This window comes from Cyanobium sp. T1G-Tous (assembly GCF_024345455.1).
Taxonomy (GTDB): Bacteria; Cyanobacteriota; Cyanobacteriia; order PCC-6307; family Cyanobiaceae; genus Cyanobium_A.
The window spans coordinates 25,301-43,832 of sequence record NZ_JAGQBD010000001.1 but is presented as its reverse complement, the minus strand read 5'-3'; the positions used below and the strand labels follow the sequence as shown (position 1 = coordinate 43,832).

Genomic DNA, 18,532 nt, shown 5'->3' with positions numbered 1-18,532 from the left:
GGCTGTATGCCGCCCTGCAGGAGAGCTCGCAGCACAGGCAAGCCAAGGCCTGGCTGGAGGCCAGCTTCAACGGCGACGAAGCGATTGCCCTGCCCTGGAGTGTGGTGTTGGCCGTACTGCGTGATCAGCACCCAGAGCCGGCTGATGCAAATGCCGCTCACTACCGCCCAGGCGCTGGAACTCGAAGCTGGCTGGCGGCAGCATCCCCTGGTGGCGGAGCTGCAGCCGGGCCCAAGCCACTGGAGTGTGCTCCGGTTGTTGCTCCAGGAGGCCGGAACGGCAGGCAATCTCACCAGCGATGCCCATCTGGCCGCCCTGGCCATTGAGCACAACTGCACGCTCTGTTCAGCCGACAGCGACTTTCGCCGCTTTCCGGGCCTGCGCTACAGCAATCCGTTGCGCTGAGCCCCAGCCCTCACATCCCCGTAATGCAGTAGCCGGCGTCCACATAGATCACCTGGCCGGTGATGCCGGAGGCCAGGGGGCTGGCCAGGAAGGCGGCGGTGCTGCCCACTTCCTCCTGGGTCACGGTGCGCTGCAGAGGCGCTTTGGCCTCCACGTTGTGGATCATGTCGAGGATGCCGCCGATGGCGCTGCTGGCCAGGGTGCGGATCGGTCCGGCGCTGATGGCGTTGACGCGCACCTGCTTCTCGGGGCCCAGCTCAGCCGCCAAATAGCGCACCGAGGCCTCCAGGGCAGCCTTGGCCACTCCCATCACGTTGTAATTAGGGATGGCCCGTTCGGCTCCTAGATAGCTCAGGGTGATCACGCTGGCGCCGGGGTTGAACAGGGGTTTGGCGAAGCGGCACAGGGGGGCCAGAGAGTAGGCGCTCACCTCCAGGGCCCGGGCGAAGCCCTCGGGGCTGATGGCGGAATAGTCGCCGATCAGCTCCTCCTTGCCGGCGAAGGCCAGGCAGTGCACCAGCACGTCGATCGAGCCCCATTGCTCCTTGACGCGATCGAACACGGCTTCGATCTGGGCGGGGTCCTGCACGTTGAGGGGCTCGAACAGGCTGGGTGCCAGCGGCGCGGTGAGCTCGCGCACCTTGCCCTCGAAGCGGCCCTTCTCATCTGGCAGGTAGGTCACGCCCAGCTCCGCTCCGGCGGCATGCAGCTGCTGGGCGATGCCCCAGGCGATCGACTTGTTGTTGGCGATGCCGGTAACCAGGGCCTTTTTGCCGCGCAGATCGAGGAGCATGGGAGCAGTGGCCAGGAGCCGGAACGATGCGATCGGGCGATTCTCTCCCACCCGGCGATCTGCCCCGCCAGTTCGCCAATCGCGATGCGCTGGAGGCGACCCTGCGCCAGCTGTTTCCCCAGGCCCCAGGTGGGTTGAGCCCGATTCAGGGCGGGCGCCGGGCGGCTGAAACGGCGCTAGCCGCCATCGATCCGGCCGCCTATGGCCGCAGCCGCAACCACCTCGATGGGGCGGTGACGCGCCTCTCGCCCCATATCCGCCACGGCGTGCTCAGCCTGGTGGAGGTGCGTGAGGCGGTGTTTGCCTGGCTGGAGCGCAGCGGCCAGCCGCCGGTAGCGGCCCAAAAATTAATCAACGAGCTGGGCTGGCGCGACTACTGGCAGCGGCTCTGGCGCCAGCTGGGCGATGGCATCTGGCGCGACCAGGAGCCGCTTAAGACCGGCCATCCCCCCGAGCGCTACGCCGCCGCGCTGCCGGCCGACCTGCTCGAGGCCCGCACCGGCCTGGCCTGCATGGATGGCTTTGCCACTGAACTGATCCACACAGGCTGGCTGCACAACCACGCCCGCATGTGGCTGGCGGCCTATGTGGTGCACTGGCGGCGGATCCAGTGGCAGGCGGGTGCCCGCTGGTTTCTGCAGCATCTGCTCGATGGCGATCCGGCCAGCAACAACCTCAGCTGGCAGTGGGTGGCCTCCAGCTTCAGCAGCAAGCCCTACATGTTTAACCGGGAAAACCTGGAGCGCTTCAGCTCCGGCCGCTTTTGCCGCGACTGCGCCCTGGCTGGTGCGGGCTGCCCCTTTGAAGCCAGCTACGAGCAGTTGCAGGCAGACCTATTCCCAGGAGCCAGCCCGTGTTGAAGCCCGTGCTCTGGATCCATGGCGAGGCCCTAGGGCCCACTAACCCGGCGCTGCTGGCCCATCCGGCGGCACCGGCGGTGTTTGTGTTTGACCGGGAGCTGATCGAGACCCAGCGCCTCAGCCTCAAGCGGCTGGGCTTTCTCTATGAGTGCCTGCTGGATCTGCCGGTGACCCTGCGTCACGGCGACGTGGTGGAGCAGGTGCTGAGCTTCGCTCGCCGCCATGGGGCTGATGGCGTGGTCACCAGCGCTGCGGTGGATCCGCGTTTCGCCGTGCTGCGGGAGCAGATCGCCGCCCAGTTGCCGCTGCAGGTGCTCGAGCCTGAACCCTTCGTGGCGCTGCCGGAACCGCTGGATCTGCGCCGCTTCAGTCGCTACTGGCGCCGGGCTGAGCCGGTGCTGTGGGGGCGGGGTTCAGCAGCCGCTCCTCCTGCTCCAGCACGTCGTTGGGATCGCTGAGCAGGTCGGCTTCCTCCAGCAGCGGGTAGGGCTCTGGCTTGATTTCGGCGGCGTTGCGGGGAGGCTCCAGCCAGCTGAAGCTGCTGCGGGGGGACTGTTGCTTACAGAGGGCCTCGCTCTGCTGGCGCAGGGCCCGGCGCACGTCCTGGCGGGCGACGGCCTGAAAGAACTCTTGGCGTGGCGCCAGGCCCGAGCTGAACGGGGCCGTGCCGTTGCCGTTGAACAGCCGGGCCGCATCGGCGCTCCAGCGGGGCTTGCAGCTGCCACTCTGGCGGGTGTCGGTGTCGATCCAGATGTGCAGGCCGTAGCCATCGGGCTGACTCACCACCGCCAGGCCGTCATTGGGCAGGCGCCGCGGCAGCGGATAGATCGCCCAGCTGGGGTGGCGGTGGGCCGGCACGCAGGCGCTCAGTAAGGCGGTGCCGACCACGCTGGCAAGGCCACTGGCCAGGACATGTTGTCTTCGCCGAGCTGGGATCATCGCCGGGGTCCCGTGGCGCATGGTGAGCTGATCATGGCCCGGCCCCACTTGGCTCAACCACCAACTGGCATCCGGCCACCAAGGCGTAGGCCTGAAAGGCGTAAATTGCCCGCTATGCAAGTGCCCCCGTTCAGCCTTAGCGAGCAGCTTCAAGGGCTGGGAGCAGCTCTAGATCAGGCTGTGCTCGAGGTTTTGCGCAGCGGTCAATACATCGGCGGCGCCACGATCGCCCGCTTTGAGCAGGATTTTGCTGAGGCCTGTCGAGTTCCCCATGCCATCGGCTGCAACAGCGGCACCGACGCCCTAATTCTGGCCCTGCGGGGCTTGGGCATCGGTCCAGGCGATGAAGTGATCACCGCCTCGTTCAGCTTTTTCGCCACCGCCGAAGCGATCAGCGCCGTGGGTGCCACGCCGGTGTTTGTCGATGTGGAGGAGAGCAGCTACCTGATCGATCTCGATCAGCTGGAAGCGGCGATCACGCCGGCCACTCGGGCCCTGCTGCCGGTGCACCTGTTTGGGCGGCCCGTGGACATGGAGCGGGTGTGTGCCATCGCTGAGCGCCATGGCCTCAAGGTGGTCGAAGATTGTGCCCAGGCCACCGGTGCTAGCTGGGCGGGCCGGCCGGTGGGCAGCTGGGGGGATGTGGGCTGTTTCAGCTTCTTTCCCACCAAGAATCTGGGTGCCGCTGGTGATGGAGGGGCGATCACCTGCCGCGATGCCGAGCTGGCCCAGGCCATGCGGGAGCTGGCGGTGCACGGCATGCCCCGCCGCTACCTGCACACGGCTCTGGGCTACAACAGCCGCCTTGACGCCATGCAGGCGGCGGTGCTCAACGTCAAGCTGCCCCACCTGCCTCGCTGGGTTGAGCGCCGCGGTGCTATTGCCCGGCACTACCGCGAGCATTTGGCCGCCCTTTCCGGTGTGGCCTTGCCAGAGCTTGGCCCAGATGGCCATAGCTGGAACCAGTTCGTTCTGAGGGTGCCCCGGTGCGCTGCGGCCCAGGCCTGTGCTGACTCCGGTGTCTCCTGTACGCCAGCTGCCGATAGCGCCAGTTTTGGCTTGCCGGAGGCCTGCTGCCGCGACTGGCTCAAGCAGCAGCTCCAGGATGCTGGGGTCAGCACGATCATCTATTACCCAATCCCAATCCACCGCCAGCCGGCCTATGCCGATCTGGGCTACGGGCCCGGATCCCTGCCGGTCACCGAGCGTCTCTGCACTGAAGTGCTGAGCCTGCCGATCTTCCCGGAGCTCAGCGGCGAGCAGCAGCAGCGGGTGGTTGAGGTGCTGCGCACCGTGGTGGCTCAGCCCTTGATAGTGGCGTAAAGCGCCTTGAAGCGGGCCTGCTGGATCTTGTGGTTCACCAGAGGTGCCGGGTAGCCTCGGCGCTCCAGTGGGGCTATCTCCCCAGTGATCAGGTCGCGGGTGGCCACATGGCGCAGCTCCGGCAGCCAGGTGCGGATGTAGGTGCCCTCGGCATCGAATTTTGAGGCCTGGGTGGCCGGGTTGAAGATGCGCAGCGGTTTGGGGTCCATGCCGCTGCTGGCGCTCCACTGCCAGCCGCCGTTGTTGGCGGCCAGGTCGCCATCCACCAGGCGCGCCATGAAGGCCGCTTCGCCCCAGCGCCAGTCGCAGATCAGGTCCTTCACCAGGAAGGAGGCCACGATCATGCGGCAGCGGTTGTGCATCCAGCCGCTCTCGTTTAGCTGGCGCATGGCGGCGTCGATGATCGGCATGCCCGTGAGCCCCTCGCGCCAGGCCTCAAACCAGCCGCGGTCGTTGTCCCAGGGGAAGGCGCGCCATTGGGGCCGGTAGGGCCCTTCGGCCAGCTCCGGAAAGTGAAACAGTGCCTGCTGGTAAAACTCGCGCCAGGCCAGCTCCTGCTCCCACACCTGGATTGAGTGCAGCTCCTCCTCGCTGCGTGCTAGCAGCCGGGCCTGCTGGGCGGCGGCCCAGGCCTGCCTTGGGTTGAGCGTGCCGAACTTGAGGGCGGCACTGAGCCCTGAGGTGCCCGCATCGCCTGGGATGTTGCGTCCTGGTTCGTAGCCAAGCAGCGCAATGGAGCGGCCATCGCCATCGCAGAAGGCTTGCAACTGCTGTTGGGCCGCTTTTTCGCCGGGCCGGCAGGGGCAGAGATCGGCGCCGGCAAAACCGTGCTCCAGCTCCGGGCTGGCGATTGGCAGGCCCTTCAGCGCCTCGGCAAGCTGGGCGGGATCGCAATCCATCAGGGCGCTCGGCGGCGGCAGGGGATCCAGGCCACCCGAGGCGGCGGAACCCAGGGCGCTCGCCTCCTCCACCCAGCGGCGCCAACTGCGCCAGTAGGGCCCGTACACCCGGTATGGATCGCCGGCGCCGGTTTTGATGGCCTCCGGCGCCACCAGGAGCTGGTCCCAGTCGGCCAACACCTTGCGCCCCTCCGCCTGCAGCGCCCGCGCCACCCGCCGGTCGCGCTCGCGCCCGAAGGGTTCCACGTCCCGGTTCCAGGCCACCACTTCGGCGCCCAGGCCAGCGGCCAGGCGGGGTAATAGCTCGGCGGGGTCGCCGCTCAGGATCACCAGCCTGCTGCCGGCCTGCTGCCAGGCCTGTTGCAGCTCCCGCAGGCTCTCAGACAGAAACCACAGCCGCGCCGGGGCCATGCTGGGCTCCGAGAGGATGGCGGGATCCAGCACGAACACTCCGGTCACCGCTGGAGTGGCGGTGGCGGCAGCGGCGAGCCCCTTGTTGTCGCTCAGGCGCAGGTCGCGGCGATGCCAGAACAGCCAGCGGGGTGAGGTCATTGGCTTGGGGAGGATCTGGACAGGATTCAGAGACCCAGCAGTTGCTTGGCCCGCAGCCAGGCGGTGACGCTTTTGCCGTCGAGGTACTCGTCGCCGCTGGCCAGGGCCCGATCCAGTTCGCCGGGTTCCATCAGCAGCACCTCCAGGTCCTCGTCGTCATCGCCGGCGGGCGGCTCGGCCAGGGGGCTGAGGTCGCGGGCCAGAAATAAGTGAATCACCTCATCGGAGTAGCCCGGGCAGGGCAGCATTGCTCCGAGCGGATCCCAGCGGCTGGCGCTGTAGCCGGCCTCCTCCTGCAGCTCCCGCTGCATGGTGCTGAGCGGGTCTTCGCCCTCATCGAGGGTGCCGGCGGGAAATTCCAGCAGCCGGGTGGCCACGGCGAAGCGGTATTGGCGCAGCACAACCACCCGGCCGTCGTCGAGCACCGGCACGGCCAAGGAGGCGCCGGGGTGGCGGATCAAGCCAAAAGTGCCCACCACGCCCATCGGCAGCTCGACGCGGTTCACCTCAAAGCGGATCTTGCGGGCATCGAGCACCGCGGTGGTTTCCAGGTGACGCGAGGGCTCAGGAGCGGGGAGGGGCGCCATGGCTGGGCTTGTCGCGGGTCGGTGGGGCCAGCATCGCGCAGGGCTACCCCAGCTGCTCGAGCCAGCCGGGTCTGCCAGCAAGCGCCATCACCGCGCACCCATGTTCTGGGGCCAGGCCTGCCAGGGCAGCCAGCGGCGCCAGCACAAAGTCTCGCTGCCGCCAAAGCGGGTGGGGCAACTGGAGGCGGGGGGTGTGGCAGTTCAGATCCCCCCACCAGAGCAGGTCGAGGTCGAGGCTGCGGGGGGCCCAGCGCGCCTGACGCTCCCGGCCGAAGTCATGCTCCAGCGCTTGCAATTGCTCCAGTAGAGCTTCACCGGCCGCTGCCCTTGCCCCATCAGCTCCCAGCCCTGCCACCAGGCCGTCCGCCACTAGGACCGCATTGATGTAGGGCGGCTGGCCTGGGGGGCCGCCCACGGGTTCGGTCTCAAACAGAGGCGACCAGCGGAAGCCGGTGGGCCCCGAGCTGAGGCCCTGGCCCCACTGGCGCAGGCTGGCTTCTAGTAGGGGCCGCACGGCGATCAGGGTGGCGATCGGACCACCGCAGCGGCTGGGCAGGTTGGCGCCTAGGGCGATGGCCAGGGCTGCCGCTTCACTGCCTCTGGGCTGATCAGCGAGACTGGCTGGCACGTGAATCGGGTCTTAGCCCTCCCATGGTTGCAAGCGGAGTTGCCAGTAGGGCCTTTCCCCTCGCCGCCATCACCGGCCACGGCACCCTCAAGCTGGCCCTGCTGCTGGCCGCGGTCGATCCAGGCCTGGGCGGGGTGGTGATCGCCGGTGGTCGTGGTACTGGGAAATCGGTGTTGGCTCGCGGTCTGCACGCCCTGCTGCCGCCGATCGACGTGCTCGATGTGGGCGGCCAGGCCCTCAACATCGATCCCCAGAGACCCGATGACTGGGATGAGGCAACTTGCATTCGGCTTACCGAATTGGGTGCCGATCCCACGGGAGCGGATACCAGCGCCTTGTTGCCAACCGCAGTGGTGCCGGCGCCCTTCGTGCAGGTGCCGTTGGGCATCACCGAAGACAGGCTGGTCGGCTCGGTCGATGTGACGGCTTCGCTGACCAGTGGCCAGGCTGTTTTTCAGCCAGGGCTACTGGCTGAAGCCCATCGGGGTGTGCTCTACGTCGACGAGCTCAACCTGCTCGACGACAACGTCACCAACCTGTTGTTGGCGGCGGTGGGCAGCGGCGAAAACCGGATCGAGCGGGAGGGCCTCAGCCTCAGCCACCCTTGTCGCTGCCTGCTGATCGCCACCTTCAATCCTGAGGAGGGGCCGGTGCGCGATCACCTGCTCGATCGCTTCGCCATCTGCCTAAGTGCCAATCAGGTGCTGGAGCTTGAGCAGCGGGTGGAAATCACCCGCTCGGCGATGGATCAGGCCGAATCCAGCACCGGCTTTGGGGCACGCTGGCAGGAGGAAACCGATGCTCTGGCCACCCAGCTGCTGCTGGCGCGGCAGTGGCTACCGGATGTGCAGATTGCCCGCGAGCAGATCGTTTATCTGGTGAATGAGGCTTTGCGGGGTGGGGTCGAGGGCCATCGCAGCGAGCTCTATGCCGTGCGGGTGGCCCGGGCCCATGCAGCCCTCAGCGGCCGCGATCGAGTCGAGGCCGACGACCTTCAAGTAGCAGTGCGCCTGGTGATTGCACCTCGTGCCCTACAAATGCCGCCCCCCGATCCCGACCAGCCTCTTGAACCCCCGCCGCCACCGCCCCAGGGAGAGACACCGCCCCAGGGGGAGCAGGCGCCGGAGGATCCCGACCAGCCTGAGAACGGGCAGGAGCCCGAGCAAGACAAAGACGGTCAAGAAGACGAAAGTTCCAAAGAAGACGAACCTGAAGAAGACGAATCCCAAGACGACGAATCCCAAGACGACAGTCCCGAAGACAAGGCGCCTCCCCAGGTGCCAGAGGAGTTCCTGCTGGATCCGGAGGCCATCGCTATCGATCCCGACCTGCTGCTGTTCTCCTCGGCCAAGGCCAAGAGCGGCGGTAGTGGCAGCCGGGCGGTGGTATTCAGCGACTCTCGCGGCCGCTACGTGAAGCCGATGCTGCCCCGCGGCCCGGTGAAGCGCATAGCTGTCGATGCGACCCTCCGGGCCGCAGCGCCGTACCAGAAATCTCGCCGTGAGCGGCAGCCCCACCGCACCGTGATCGTGGAGGACGGTGACCTGCGCGCCAAACAGCTGCAGCGCAAGGCCGGTGCCCTGGTGATCTTCCTGGTGGATGCCAGCGGCTCGATGGCTCTCAATCGCATGCAGAGCGCTAAGGGGGCCGTGATTCGCTTGCTCACCGAGGCCTACGAAAATCGCGACGAAGTGGCCCTGATTCCCTTCCGCGGCGAGCAGGCCGAGGTGCTGCTGCCCCCCACCCGCTCGATCACAGCTGCGCGCCGGCGTCTGGAGGCGATGCCCTGCGGTGGCGGCTCACCCCTGGCCCACGGGCTCTCCCAGGCCGCCCGGGTGGGGGCTAACGCACTGGCCACGGGCGATCTGGGCCAGGTGGTGGTGGTGGCGATCACCGATGGCCGTGGCAACGTGCCCCTCAGCCGCTCCCTGGGTCAGCCCCAGCTGGAGGGGGAGGAGCCTGTGGACCTCAAGGAGGAGGTGAAGCAGGTGGCCAGCAAGTACCGGGCCTTGGGCATCAAGCTGCTGGTGATCGACACGGAGCGCAAGTTCATCGGCAGCGGCATGGGCAAAGACCTGGCTGAGGCCGCCGGTGGCAAGTATGTGCAGCTGCCCAAGGCCAGCGATCAGGCCATCGCCGCCATAGCCATGGAGGCGATCAACGGGATTTAGGGCTTTGCCTGCGCGGCTTTCTCTCGGGCGGCCTTGTCCCGGGCGGCTTCGGTCTGGGCCGGGTACAGCTCATCGAAGAATTTGCCCAAGCCCACGGCCACGCTGCGGATGCCGTCCATGAAGCGGGGATCGTCGGTGAGTTTGGTCACATCACCCCCCACCGCATTCCATTTGGCGGTGAGCTGCTCGGCATTGCTGACGGTGGCCTTGAGATCCTTCAGGGTCTGGGGATTGTCCAGGGCAGCGAGCACCCGGCGTAGGTGGGCGCTGCTGCTGTTGAGGTTGGTGATCGTGGGCTGGGCTGCCTTAACCGACGTTTCGAGTTCTTTGGCCAGGGTCTGGCCATCCTTCATGAAGGCCGAGGTGTCCTTGGCGGTGCGCTCGAAGCTGCTGGCGGCGGTTGAGACCTTGCTCAGCAGTTTCATCTGGTCGGTTTCCACCAGCATCTTGTGCATCAGCGTGGTCACGCTGGTGAGACTTGGCCCCTGAATTCCCTCAATGGTGGCGCCATTGCAAATGGCTACGGTCGAATTGCAGGCCTTGGAGCGTGGCTTGGCAGAGCCTGGCGGCAAGGGCGGGCCGCTGCTGATCAGGGCAACTTCGGCTTCGCCCCCAAGTAAGGAGGCTTCGCCAATCTCCGCCCTAGTAGGCCGCGCCAGATTTAAATCGCCATGGTTGATTTCCAGCTCAGCAACCACCGCCTCGGGTGTCACGGTTACGCGCCGCACGCTGCCAACCAAAACCCCCCTGTAGGTCACAGGTGAGCGCTCTGCCAGGCCAGATGCTTCGGCGAAGCTGGCTTTGACGCTCCAGTTTTGCCTGCTTAGGGAGATGCCTCGCAACCAGAAGGAGAGACCAACGGCACTGCTAATAGCGGCTAACAGGGAGAAGCCGACAACTGCTTCGCGGATGCTGCGGCGCATGGATTCAGAGCTCCGCAGGCTGCATTGGTCCGCGCAGACTACCGCTCCTGAACTGCACCACGTAGGGATCGCTGCAGCTGCGGTATTCCTCAACCGTGCCGCTCCAGCGGAATTGACCGTCGTAAAGCAGCACAACCCGCTCCGCAGAGCGTTCGATGGTGCTGTGCACATGGCTCACCACCACAGAGGTGGCCCGGGCCACCTCTGTGGTGCGCACGATTAGATCTTCGATTCGGGTACAAGCCATCGGATCCAGGCCGGCCGTCGGTTCGTCGAACAGCAGCAGGGGCATCTGTTCATTTGGCTTGGCCGGGTCGTCGATTAGGGCACGGGCAAAGCTGACCCGCTTCTGCATGCCGCCGCTGAGCTCCGCAGGCATTTGCTCCTCGATGCCTTGCAGCCCCACCGCCTGCAGGGCTGCGCCCACTCGCTCCCTTATGTCTCGTTCAGCTAAGCGGCCGTGGCGATAGAGCAGGAAGCCGACGTTTTCACGCACGGTGAGGGAGCCAAGTAAGGCCGGGTTCTGAAACACCAGCCGTACGTCCTGAGGCCGACGCTGGTCTAGACGCAAGTAGGTCTGAGGGATGCCATGGAGACTCAAGCTGCCGCTGCTGGGCAGCTGCAGTCCTGCCAGCAGACGCAGGATGGTTGACTTACCCGCTCCGGAAGGCCCAACCACCACTAGGCGCTCGCCGGGGGCGACGTGCAGGTTTACCTGGTCAAGAACGCAGCGGCTGCCCCAGCGCACGCTGAGGTTCTCCATTGCGGCCAGCGGTGCTGCTGAGGAAGCCAGAGGGGGCTCATGAAGAAGGTTTCCATTCTGGCTGTTTGCGAGGCCGATGGCTCTCCTTAAAGTTCAGCCAATTGAGGCAGCGTCCTTCCCCGCCCTTTGCGCTCCTCCGCTCCGGTTTCCCGATTGCGGCGCTCCCGCCGACCGCTGCCGAAACCGGGTTGGCTGGGCCGCGGCGATCTGCGCCGCAAGGACTTGATGAGTCGCTCCCGGCGAGCGGCCCGCTGGTTGCAGCCAGGTCTGGTGGTGAAGCGCTGGGTGCTCACCTCCGGGTTGGGGTTATTGGTGGCCCTGCTCGGCGCGGCGGTGTGGGCCGATCTGCAGCCGATCTACTGGATGCTCTCCAGTATTCAATGGCTGCTGGCTCAGGTCACCGGGGTGTTGCCCCGCAAGTTCACGGGCCCGTTGGTCTTGCTGGTTGGGGCAGTGCTGATCTGGCTGGGCCAGAGCCGCAGTTTCGGCTCCATTCAGCAGGCCTTGGCTCCTGAAAAGGACACATTGTTAGTGGATGCCCTGCTGGCTCAGCGGCGCCTCAACCGCGGTCCAAGCATCGTCGCCATTGGCGGCGGTACCGGTCTTTCCACCCTGCTCAGCGGACTAAAGCGCTACAGCAGCAATCTCACGGCCATCGTCACGGTTGCTGATGACGGCGGTAGCAGCGGGGTGCTGCGGCGGGAGCTGGGCGTGCAACCACCCGGCGACATCCGCAACTGCCTGGCGGCCCTGGCTCGGGAGGAGCCCTTGCTGACCCGGCTGTTCCAATACCGCTTCAAGGCCGGGAGCGGCCTGGAGGGCCACAGCTTCGGCAACTTATTCCTTTCAGCCCTCACGGCGATCACTGGCAATCTGGAATCGGCGATCACCGCCAGTAGCAGGGTGTTGGCGGTGCAGGGGCAGGTGGTGCCCGCCACCAACGCCGACGTGCGTTTGTGGGCTGAGCTTGAGAATGGCGAACGGATCGAAGGCGAGTCGAAGATTGGCCACGCCTCCAGCCCAATCGTGCGGCTGGGCTGCACGCCCGAGCGTCCCCCGGCCCTACCCCGAGCCTTGGAGGCAATCGCCAATGCCGATCTAATTGTGTTGGGTCCGGGCAGTCTCTACACCTCGCTGCTGCCCAATCTGCTCGTACCCGAACTGGTGCAGGCCATCCGTCGCAGCAGGGCACCACGCCTTTATATCTGCAACCTGATGACCCAGCCGGGCGAAACCGATGGGCTCGATGTAGAGGGACATTTGCGGGCCCTTGAGGCCCAATTGGCCAGCCTCGGGGTGGAGGAGCGACTATTTACCGCTGTGCTGGCCCAGGAAGATCTGGGCGATTCCGCCTTGATTGACCACTACCGGCACCAGGGCGCTGAGCCAGTGGCCTGTGATACGCGCCAGCTGCGCCGCCAGGGCTACGAAGTGATGTTGGCACCGCTGCAAGGGGCAAGGCCTACGGCCACGTTGCGCCACGATCCCCGCAGCGTCGCTCTAGCGGTGATGCGTTTTTTCCGTAATCACCAGCGGGGCAGTGGTTCCGCTTCCTAGTAGGCGTCCTGCATTTCGTAGAAATCGGGCTGCACGTAGTCCTTGCGCATCGGAAAGCCTTTCCAGTCTTCCGGCATCAACAGCCGCTTGGGATGGGGGTGGCCAGCAAACTGAATGCCATACATGTCGAAGGTTTCCCGCTCCTGCCAGTCGGCACCGCGGAACAGGCCATAGAGAGTGGGAATGGTGAGATCGCCGTCGCGCTCCAGAAATACCTTGATGCGCACTTCTTCAGGGGCTTCCCCTGGGGGCATCACTCCAGCAGTACAGCGATCTGAAATGGCTGCCAGCTTGACCAGGTTGTAGAAGCTCACCAACCGGCCACCGGCTCCTTCGTCGTAGCCCCCTTGGCATTGCAGGTAATCAAACCCTTGGCTTTTGAGTGCCGTAGCGATTACGGGCAGAAACACCGCTTCCACGCCGATCATTTCGATGCCGAGATGGTCGCGGCCAAGCGCAACATGATCAAACCCCTGGCTGCCAAGCCAGCTGCCAACCGCGCCGGGAGCTGGGGTTTCAAGCGCCGTGCTGCTGGGGTTGTCGCCGGCTTTGGTTTGGATTGCGTCAGGCATGGCGGGCGTGGAGGTGGTGCTCAGGCTTCGACTGGAGCAGGAATGGCCGCAGCTGGTGCGGGCATGGGAAGGGAGCTGGAGGCGGCTAAGGCCTGTCTTTGGGTTTCGGCCGCTAAGTATTGGCCATTGACGATCGGGGCCACCGCTTTCATCTGGTGGGAGACCGTGCAATAGCGATGCGATTGCTGCAGATTGCCGCGCTCGACCAAGGCTTCGTTGCCCACTTTTTTACGCAGCTTGATCACCGCATCAAAGATTGCTTCCGGGCGAGGAGGGCAGCCGGGCAGGTAGAGATCTACGGGAATCAACTTGTCCACGCCCCGCACGGCGGTGGTGGAATCGGCGGAAAACATGCCGCCAGTGATGGTGCAAGCGCCCATGGCGATCACATATTTCGGCTCCGGCATCTGCTCATAGAGACGCACAAGGGCAGGGGCCATTTTCATGGTCACTGTGCCGGCCACGATCAGCAGGTCGGCCTGGCGCGGACTGGAGCGGGGCACTAGACCAAAGCGGTCGAAATCGAAGCGGGAGCCAATCAGGGCGGCAAATTCGATGAAGCAGCAAGCCGTGCCGTAAAGCAGGGGCCAGAGACTAGAGAGGCGCGCCCAGTTGTGAATGTCATCCAGGGTGGTGAGGATGACATTTTCAGAGAGATCTGAAGTGATCGTTGGCGTGCCAACCGGGTTGCAGCTAGCCGCCCGCAGATCCTTTAAAGCTTCTATTGAGGGTGTGTTGGTCATGGGTTCAGCTCCACTCAAGGGCGCCTTTGCGCCAGGCGTAGGCGAGGGCAACTACCAGGATGGCGATGAAGATAAGGGCTTCGATGAAGGCCAGCAGGCCAAGGCGGTGGAATGCCACGGCCCAGGGGTAGAGAAAGACGGTCTCCACGTCAAAGATGACGAAGACCAAAGCAAACATGTAATAGCGAATATTGAATTGAATCCAGGCGCCGCCAATCGGCTCCATACCCGATTCATAGGTGAGCTCGCGCTCGCCTTTGCGGCTCTGGGGTGACAGCAGTTTGTTGGCCAGCAACGCCAGTACTGGCACCGCCGCCGAAATCAGCAGGAAGCCAACAAAAGCGTCGTAGCCGGAGAGCACGAACATTCGAGCCATACCAACCTGGTGATCAGTCTGGCATCTGTGCCCTGGCCCTGGGGTGGCACCGATAAAGTGACTACACCACCTGAGGCCCAGGGATGAGTTCTGATCAAGTGCCTGGGCCCCAGCCCGAAGCCAGCGAACCCAGCGAGGTCATTGAGGCCGAGCCAGGCCCCCAAGCGGAAGCTGCGGTGTCAGTTGATCTGTCGGTTGATTCGTCAGTTGATCCAGTGGAGGATCCAGATACGCACCGATTTGAATGCCGCAGCTGCGGTTTCGTCTACGACCCGGCTGAGGGGGTGCGCAAGCTGGCCATCGCCCCCGGCACGCCCTTTACCCAGCTTGATCCGATCGGCTTTCGCTGCCCCGTCTGCCGCAGTCGGGTTGGGGCCTTTAAGGACATCGGGCCCCGCAATAAGCCCAGCGGCTTCGAAGAAAACCTCAACTTCGGCTTGGGCGTCAACAGGCTCACCCCAGGCCAGAAGAATGTGTTGATCTTCGGGGGCTTCGCTTTGGCTTTTGCCTTCTTCCTCTCCCTCTACTCCCTGCGCTGATGACCAGTCTTCCCCTGACCCGCCAGCTTCAGGCCCTAATGCGGCCCCTAGTGAGCTTGCTGCTCGTTGCTGGGCTGGGCTTTGGCCTATCTGGTTGTGTCACCACTGGGTTGCCTGTGGCAGCCGCAAGCCCCTGGCAAGCGGTGCCTTTGGCCACCAAGGCCAATCCCCTGGATGTGGCCTTCACCGATGACCGCCACGGTTTTCTGGTGGGTAGCAACAGGCTGATCCTCGAAACCAACGATGGCGGTGCCAGCTGGGCTGAGCGGGCCCTCGATCTGCCGGAGGAGGAAAACTTCCGTTTGATCAGTCTTGATTTCCGCGGCGATGAGGGCTGGATTGCCGGCCAGCCTGGTTTGTTGCTGCACACCACAGACGGCGGCCAAAACTGGAGCCGTCTTTTCCTCGATACCAAGCTGCCGGGCGAGCCGTACCTGATCACGGCCCTGGGGCCAAATCAGGCCGAGCTGGCCACCAACGTGGGTGCGATTTATCAAACAAGCGATGGCGGCACCAATTGGCAAGCCGATGTGGATGACGCTGCCGGGGCCGTGCGGGAGCTGCGCCGCTTTGGAGATGGTCGCTACGTAAGCGTCAGCGGCCTGGGCAACTTCTTCTCCACTTGGAAGCCGGGGGATGGCACCTGGCAGCCCCACCAACGGATGAGCAGCCAGCGGCTCCAGTCGATGGGGTTCCAGCCCGACGGCTCTCTCTGGATGTTGGCCCGGGGAGCCCAGATCCGCTTCAACCCTGATGCCAGCAACGTTGAGGAGTGGGGCAAGGCGGTGGTGCCGATCACTAATGGCTTCGGTTATCTCGACATGGCCTGGGCTCCTGATGGCTCGATCTGGACCGGCGGCGGCAGCGGCACCTTGTTGATCTCCAGAGATGGGGGCAAAAGCTGGCAGAAAGATCCGGTGGGCGCCCAGCAGCCCTCCAATTTCACCCGCATCAGCTTTGAGTCAGATGGCAAGGGCTTCGTGCTGGGTGAACGGGGATCCCTGCTGCGCTGGGTGGGCTGATCCCACCCCTTCTGGCTGCTGCGGCCGCCAACTTCTGTAACCAAGGGGCCATTTCGGCCCCGTCCTCCCCCGGCTCACCCTTAAGATCAACGAGCTGAACGCTTGTCGCTATGGCTGCCGGCTCAACTGGAGAACGCCCGTTCTTCGAGATCATCACGAGTATTCGTTACTGGGTAATCCACGCGGTTACCCTGCCCGCCATCTTTTTGGCTGGTTTCATGTTCGTGTCTACGGGCTTGGCCTATGACGCCTTTGGGACCCCTCGCCCTGACGCCTATTTTCAGGCTCAGGAGAGCAAGGCTCCAGTGGTGAGTCGGCGTTACGAGGGCAAGAGTCAACTTGACCAGCGCTTGCAATAAGCCATGACCCAAGCACCTGTTTCCACCACTCCCCGCAACTATCCGATCTTCACGGTTCGGTGGCTGTCGGTGCATGCCCTCGGCGTCCCCACGGTTTTTTTCCTGGGATGTCTTGCGGCTATGCAATTTGTTCGCCGTTGAGTCGGTAATTGCTCGTCAGCCATGCAACGCTCTCCCAACCCCAATAATTTGCCGGTTGAACTAAACCGCACCAGCTTGTTTCTGGGCCTGTTGTTCGTTTTCACGATCGGCATCCTTTTTTCCAGCTATTTCTTTAACTGACCCCTCTTCACGTAACCCGGAGAGCTCCCGATGAGCGGCAAGAAGTCCAACCTGCCTGATGGCCGGATTCCAGATCGTCTGCCAGATGGTCGTCCTGCAGTTGCTTGGCGCTCTCGCTGGACCGAAGGGGTTTTGCCCCTGTGGCTGGTCGCAACAGCCGGCGGTATGGCAGTTATTTTTGTGGTTGGGCTGTTTTTCTACGGCTCCTACGTGGGCGTTGGTTCCGCCTGATTTGGCTGCCGATCTGATTCGTGATTCCCTGCAGAATTGCCGTTTCCGGCAGATCTGTAGGGTTTTTTGATGGGTCGTTTTGGTGAAAAAACGAACCCTGCTCAACAACCGACTGCTGGCCAGCCTTGCCGGTGCTGCTCTCAATTGCTACGGGGAGCTGTTTGTGCGTACCTCGCGGATCCGCATTCAGGCCCATCCCGACACCTATCGGTTGGTTCAGGAACAGGGGGGCGCAGTGATTTACGCCCTCTGGCATCGCCACGCTTTTTTTATACCCCTACTGCGTCGCTTTGATCGGCGCCGGGTGGCTGTGCTGCTCAGTAGCCATCGGGATGCCCAGATCGTGGCCGTGGCAGTGCGCTTACGCGGTTTGGAGGTGGTGGAGGGTTCCTCCACCCGGGGTGGCCTGCAGGCCTATCACTTCCTGCGCCGCGCTCTGCAGCAATGCCAGCCTGTTTGCATCACTCCAGATGGGCCTAAGGGCCCCGCTGAGTTGGTCAAAAGTGGGGCGATTCATCTTGCCCAGCAATCGGGCTGCCCGATTGTGCCGGTTTCTGTTTCCTGCTCCCGCAGCTATCGCTTGCGCTCTTGGGACCGGTCGGTGTTGCCCTTGCCCCTGTCGCGAGTGGTAGTGCAGCTGGGCGAGCCGCTGTGGCTGCACGACAGCTTGGTGGATAGCCAGGAGCTGCTGGCGGAGCGATTGCGTCAGGTGGCCAGCCTGGCTGGTGAGTGCCTGTGAAGCGAGCTCAGGCCTGGTTGCTGCTGGGGCTCTATCGACTGCTCTCCCTTGGCCTGACCCCGTTCTGGCTGATCTTGTTGCTGGTGCGCCTGGCCCAAGCCAAGGAGGATCCCCGCAGGCTGGGGGAGCGCCTGGGTTGGCCCAGCCGCCGCCGCCCAGCTGGGACGCTGCTGTGGTTTCACGCCGCCAGTGTGGGCGAACTCAACAGCCTGCTGCCCGTGTTGCGAGCGCTGGGCCAGGGTGCAGGAGCGCCAGTGCTACTGGTGACCACGGTGACACGCACCTCCGCCGCCCTGGCTGGCCGGGTATTGCCGCCTGCTGCGATTCACCAATACGTGCCGATAGATCATTGGCTGGCCCTGTTGCCCTTTCGCTGCTATTGGCGGCCCTGCCTGGGGGTATTGGCGGAGGCGGAGCTCTGGCCTGAGCTGGTGCAGGCGATGCCCCATCTGCATTTGATCAATGCCCGCATGAGCCAACGCTCCTACCGGCGGCATCGGCGGCTACCCATTTATGCCGGCTGGTTGCTGGCGCGGGTGGAGCTATGCCTGGCCCAGTCCCAGGCCGATGCCGAGCGCTTTCGGCGCCTGGGGGCCCGCGATGTGCGCGCCCTGGGTTCCACCAAGCTCGATGCCGATCCGCCGCCGGTCAATAGCGTTTACCTAGAGGTGGTGCAGCAGGTGTTTGCTGGTAGATCGGTGCTGCTGCTGGCCAGCAGCCACGCTGGTGAAGAGCGGCAATGGCTTGAAGCCTGGGCAGAAAACCAGCTGACGCAGCGCCCATTTGGACTGCTGTTGGCACCGCGCCATCCCCAACGGGCCCAGGAGGTGCTTGCTCAGGCGCGGCAGCTGGGCCTTTCGGCGGCGCTCTGGAGTGACCTGGCTGGCGGGGGCTTGGCTCCTAATCCCGATGTGCTGGTGGCTGATGTGATTGGCGAGATGGGCACCTGGATCAGCGCCGCGGCCGTGGTCGTGATGGGGGGTAGCTTTTATCCGCAGGGCCGGGCCCTTGGTGGCCAGAACCCCCTGGAGCCCGTGGCCCTGGGGCGTCCCGTGTTCTGCGGCCCCGATATGGCCAACTTTTCTGACCTGCTGGAGCCCTTGCTGGCGACTGGCTGCCTGCAGCAGTGCGCCGATGTGGCAGCAACCCTGGCGGCTGCCCTGCCCCTGCTGGTTCAGCCATTGCCGCGGGGGCATGGGGAGGGCCTGCGCTTGCGCGGCCCCTCCCAGCTGCTTGCTTCACTGCTGCTGAAGCGGTGTCGCTGATTCG

General features: G+C 64.7%; 24 protein-coding genes. 14 read left to right on the top strand and 10 right to left on the bottom strand.

Features of this window, described 5'->3' with window-relative positions:
• Positions 1 to 6: 6 nt before the first annotated feature.
• The gene (locus KBY75_RS00240; protein ID WP_255022517.1) at positions 7 to 405 is read left to right on the top strand and encodes a TA system VapC family ribonuclease toxin; all 399 of its coding nucleotides are present in this window, start codon (positions 7 to 9) and stop codon (positions 403 to 405) included.
• A gap of 10 nt (positions 406 to 415) precedes the next feature.
• Here the strand turns inward: KBY75_RS00240 and fabI are convergent, their stop codons facing one another.
• Positions 416 to 1,198 carry an enoyl-ACP reductase FabI gene (gene fabI, locus KBY75_RS00235; protein WP_255022516.1) on the bottom strand — a complete coding sequence of 261 codons (783 nt, stop codon included), beginning with the start codon at positions 1,196 to 1,198 and terminating at the stop codon, positions 416 to 418.
• Between the two features lie 26 nt (positions 1,199 to 1,224).
• On the opposite strand from fabI, the gene KBY75_RS00230 reads away from it, so the two are divergent.
• Both KBY75_RS00230 and KBY75_RS00225 read left to right on the top strand, forming a co-directional pair.
• A complete protein-coding gene (locus KBY75_RS00230) occupies positions 1,225 to 2,058 on the top strand; it encodes an FAD-binding domain-containing protein (protein WP_255022515.1) in 834 nt (277 codons plus the stop codon).
• The gene (locus tag KBY75_RS00225) at positions 2,052 to 2,516 is read left to right on the top strand and encodes a hypothetical protein (protein ID WP_255022514.1); all 465 of its coding nucleotides are present in this window, start codon (positions 2,052 to 2,054) and stop codon (positions 2,514 to 2,516) included. Before KBY75_RS00230 ends, KBY75_RS00225 begins: the two co-directional genes overlap by 7 nt.
• On the opposite strand, the gene KBY75_RS00220 is transcribed toward KBY75_RS00225, so the two are convergent.
• On the bottom strand, positions 2,425 to 2,946 hold the full coding sequence (locus KBY75_RS00220; RefSeq protein ID WP_315859028.1) for a hypothetical protein: 522 nt from the start codon (positions 2,944 to 2,946) through the stop codon (positions 2,425 to 2,427). The two genes, KBY75_RS00225 and KBY75_RS00220, sit on opposite strands and share 92 nt — an antisense overlap.
• Before the next feature lie 165 nt (positions 2,947 to 3,111).
• Here KBY75_RS00220 and KBY75_RS00215 point away from each other — a divergent pair, with 165 nt between their 5' ends.
• Positions 3,112 to 4,320 carry a DegT/DnrJ/EryC1/StrS aminotransferase family protein gene (locus KBY75_RS00215; RefSeq protein ID WP_255022513.1) on the top strand — a complete coding sequence of 403 codons (1,209 nt, stop codon included), beginning with the start codon at positions 3,112 to 3,114 and terminating at the stop codon, positions 4,318 to 4,320.
• Here the strand turns inward: KBY75_RS00215 and KBY75_RS00210 are convergent.
• Genes KBY75_RS00210 through folK form a run of 3 tightly spaced genes read right to left on the bottom strand, consistent with a single transcriptional unit; the run spans position 4,299 to position 6,986 of the window.
• Positions 4,299 to 5,771: an FAD-binding domain-containing protein gene (locus KBY75_RS00210; protein WP_255022512.1), complete on the bottom strand. Its 1,473-nt coding sequence runs from the start codon at positions 5,769 to 5,771 to the stop codon at positions 4,299 to 4,301. The genes KBY75_RS00215 and KBY75_RS00210 overlap by 22 nt on opposite strands.
• A 26-nt stretch (positions 5,772 to 5,797) precedes the next feature.
• Positions 5,798 to 6,358 (bottom strand): NUDIX domain-containing protein, encoded by a 561-nt coding sequence (locus KBY75_RS00205; RefSeq protein ID WP_255022511.1) that lies wholly within the window; start codon positions 6,356 to 6,358, stop codon positions 5,798 to 5,800.
• Positions 6,359 to 6,401: 43 nt separating this feature from the next.
• Complete coding sequence (folK, locus tag KBY75_RS00200; RefSeq protein ID WP_255022510.1) at positions 6,402 to 6,986, bottom strand: 2-amino-4-hydroxy-6-hydroxymethyldihydropteridine diphosphokinase; 585 nt, start codon at positions 6,984 to 6,986, stop codon at positions 6,402 to 6,404.
• A gap of 23 nt (positions 6,987 to 7,009) precedes the next feature.
• Here folK and KBY75_RS00195 point away from each other — a divergent pair, with 23 nt between their 5' ends.
• Complete coding sequence (locus tag KBY75_RS00195; RefSeq protein WP_254935175.1) at positions 7,010 to 9,157, top strand: magnesium chelatase subunit D family protein; 2,148 nt, start codon at positions 7,010 to 7,012, stop codon at positions 9,155 to 9,157.
• Here KBY75_RS00195 and KBY75_RS00190 read toward each other — a convergent pair.
• Together KBY75_RS00190 and KBY75_RS00185 are read right to left on the bottom strand one after the other, a co-directional pair.
• Positions 9,154 to 10,080 carry an MlaD family protein gene (locus KBY75_RS00190; protein ID WP_254935174.1) on the bottom strand — a complete coding sequence of 309 codons (927 nt, stop codon included), beginning with the start codon at positions 10,078 to 10,080 and terminating at the stop codon, positions 9,154 to 9,156. The genes KBY75_RS00195 and KBY75_RS00190 overlap by 4 nt on opposite strands.
• 4 nt (positions 10,081 to 10,084) lie before the next feature.
• Positions 10,085 to 10,843 (bottom strand): ABC transporter ATP-binding protein, encoded by a 759-nt coding sequence (locus KBY75_RS00185; RefSeq protein ID WP_255022509.1) that lies wholly within the window; start codon positions 10,841 to 10,843, stop codon positions 10,085 to 10,087.
• Positions 10,844 to 11,068: 225 nt separating this feature from the next.
• Here KBY75_RS00185 and yvcK point away from each other — a divergent pair, with 225 nt between their 5' ends.
• Positions 11,069 to 12,400 (top strand): gluconeogenesis factor YvcK family protein, encoded by a 1,332-nt coding sequence (yvcK, locus tag KBY75_RS00180; protein ID WP_255022692.1) that lies wholly within the window; start codon positions 11,069 to 11,071, stop codon positions 12,398 to 12,400.
• Here the strand turns inward: yvcK and KBY75_RS00175 are convergent.
• Genes KBY75_RS00175 through ndhC form a run of 3 tightly spaced genes read right to left on the bottom strand, consistent with a single transcriptional unit; the run spans position 12,397 to position 14,082 of the window.
• Positions 12,397 to 12,972 (bottom strand): NAD(P)H-quinone oxidoreductase subunit J, encoded by a 576-nt coding sequence (locus KBY75_RS00175; RefSeq protein ID WP_254935172.1) that lies wholly within the window; start codon positions 12,970 to 12,972, stop codon positions 12,397 to 12,399. The two genes, yvcK and KBY75_RS00175, sit on opposite strands and share 4 nt — an antisense overlap.
• A 20-nt stretch (positions 12,973 to 12,992) precedes the next feature.
• Positions 12,993 to 13,715, bottom strand: coding sequence for an NADH dehydrogenase subunit K (locus tag KBY75_RS00170; RefSeq protein WP_254935171.1), 723 nt, complete (start codon positions 13,713 to 13,715; stop codon positions 12,993 to 12,995).
• Positions 13,716 to 13,719: 4 nt separating this feature from the next.
• On the bottom strand, positions 13,720 to 14,082 hold the full coding sequence (gene ndhC, locus KBY75_RS00165; RefSeq protein WP_106632246.1) for a photosynthetic/respiratory NAD(P)H-quinone oxidoreductase subunit C: 363 nt from the start codon (positions 14,080 to 14,082) through the stop codon (positions 13,720 to 13,722).
• 92 nt (positions 14,083 to 14,174) lie between these two features.
• Here ndhC and KBY75_RS00160 point away from each other — a divergent pair, with 92 nt between their 5' ends.
• From KBY75_RS00160 to KBY75_RS00125, 8 genes are all read left to right on the top strand, one after another.
• Positions 14,175 to 14,630 (top strand): rubredoxin, encoded by a 456-nt coding sequence (locus KBY75_RS00160; protein ID WP_255022508.1) that lies wholly within the window; start codon positions 14,175 to 14,177, stop codon positions 14,628 to 14,630.
• A complete protein-coding gene (locus KBY75_RS00155) occupies positions 14,630 to 15,652 on the top strand; it encodes a photosynthesis system II assembly factor Ycf48 (protein ID WP_396097701.1) in 1,023 nt (340 codons plus the stop codon). The genes KBY75_RS00160 and KBY75_RS00155 overlap by 1 nt, the downstream gene beginning before the upstream one ends.
• Before the next feature lie 110 nt (positions 15,653 to 15,762).
• Positions 15,763 to 16,011 (top strand): cytochrome b559 subunit alpha, encoded by a 249-nt coding sequence (gene psbE, locus KBY75_RS00150; protein WP_254935168.1) that lies wholly within the window; start codon positions 15,763 to 15,765, stop codon positions 16,009 to 16,011.
• Between the two features lie 3 nt (positions 16,012 to 16,014).
• Positions 16,015 to 16,152 carry a cytochrome b559 subunit beta gene (gene psbF, locus KBY75_RS00145; RefSeq protein ID WP_106632249.1) on the top strand — a complete coding sequence of 46 codons (138 nt, stop codon included), beginning with the start codon at positions 16,015 to 16,017 and terminating at the stop codon, positions 16,150 to 16,152.
• A 21-nt stretch (positions 16,153 to 16,173) separates the two neighbouring features.
• Positions 16,174 to 16,293, top strand: a complete 120-nt coding sequence (locus tag KBY75_RS00140; RefSeq protein ID WP_094559111.1) for a photosystem II reaction center protein L — start codon at positions 16,174 to 16,176, stop codon at positions 16,291 to 16,293.
• Positions 16,294 to 16,323: 30 nt separating this feature from the next.
• Complete coding sequence (locus KBY75_RS00135) at positions 16,324 to 16,524, top strand: photosystem II reaction center protein J (protein ID WP_094559112.1); 201 nt, start codon at positions 16,324 to 16,326, stop codon at positions 16,522 to 16,524.
• Between the two features lie 82 nt (positions 16,525 to 16,606).
• A complete protein-coding gene (locus tag KBY75_RS00130; RefSeq protein ID WP_255022507.1) occupies positions 16,607 to 17,263 on the top strand; it encodes a lysophospholipid acyltransferase family protein in 657 nt (218 codons plus the stop codon).
• The gene (locus KBY75_RS00125; RefSeq protein WP_255022506.1) at positions 17,260 to 18,528 is read left to right on the top strand and encodes a glycosyltransferase N-terminal domain-containing protein; all 1,269 of its coding nucleotides are present in this window, start codon (positions 17,260 to 17,262) and stop codon (positions 18,526 to 18,528) included. The genes KBY75_RS00130 and KBY75_RS00125 overlap by 4 nt, the downstream gene beginning before the upstream one ends.
• Positions 18,529 to 18,532: the final 4 nt, after the last annotated feature.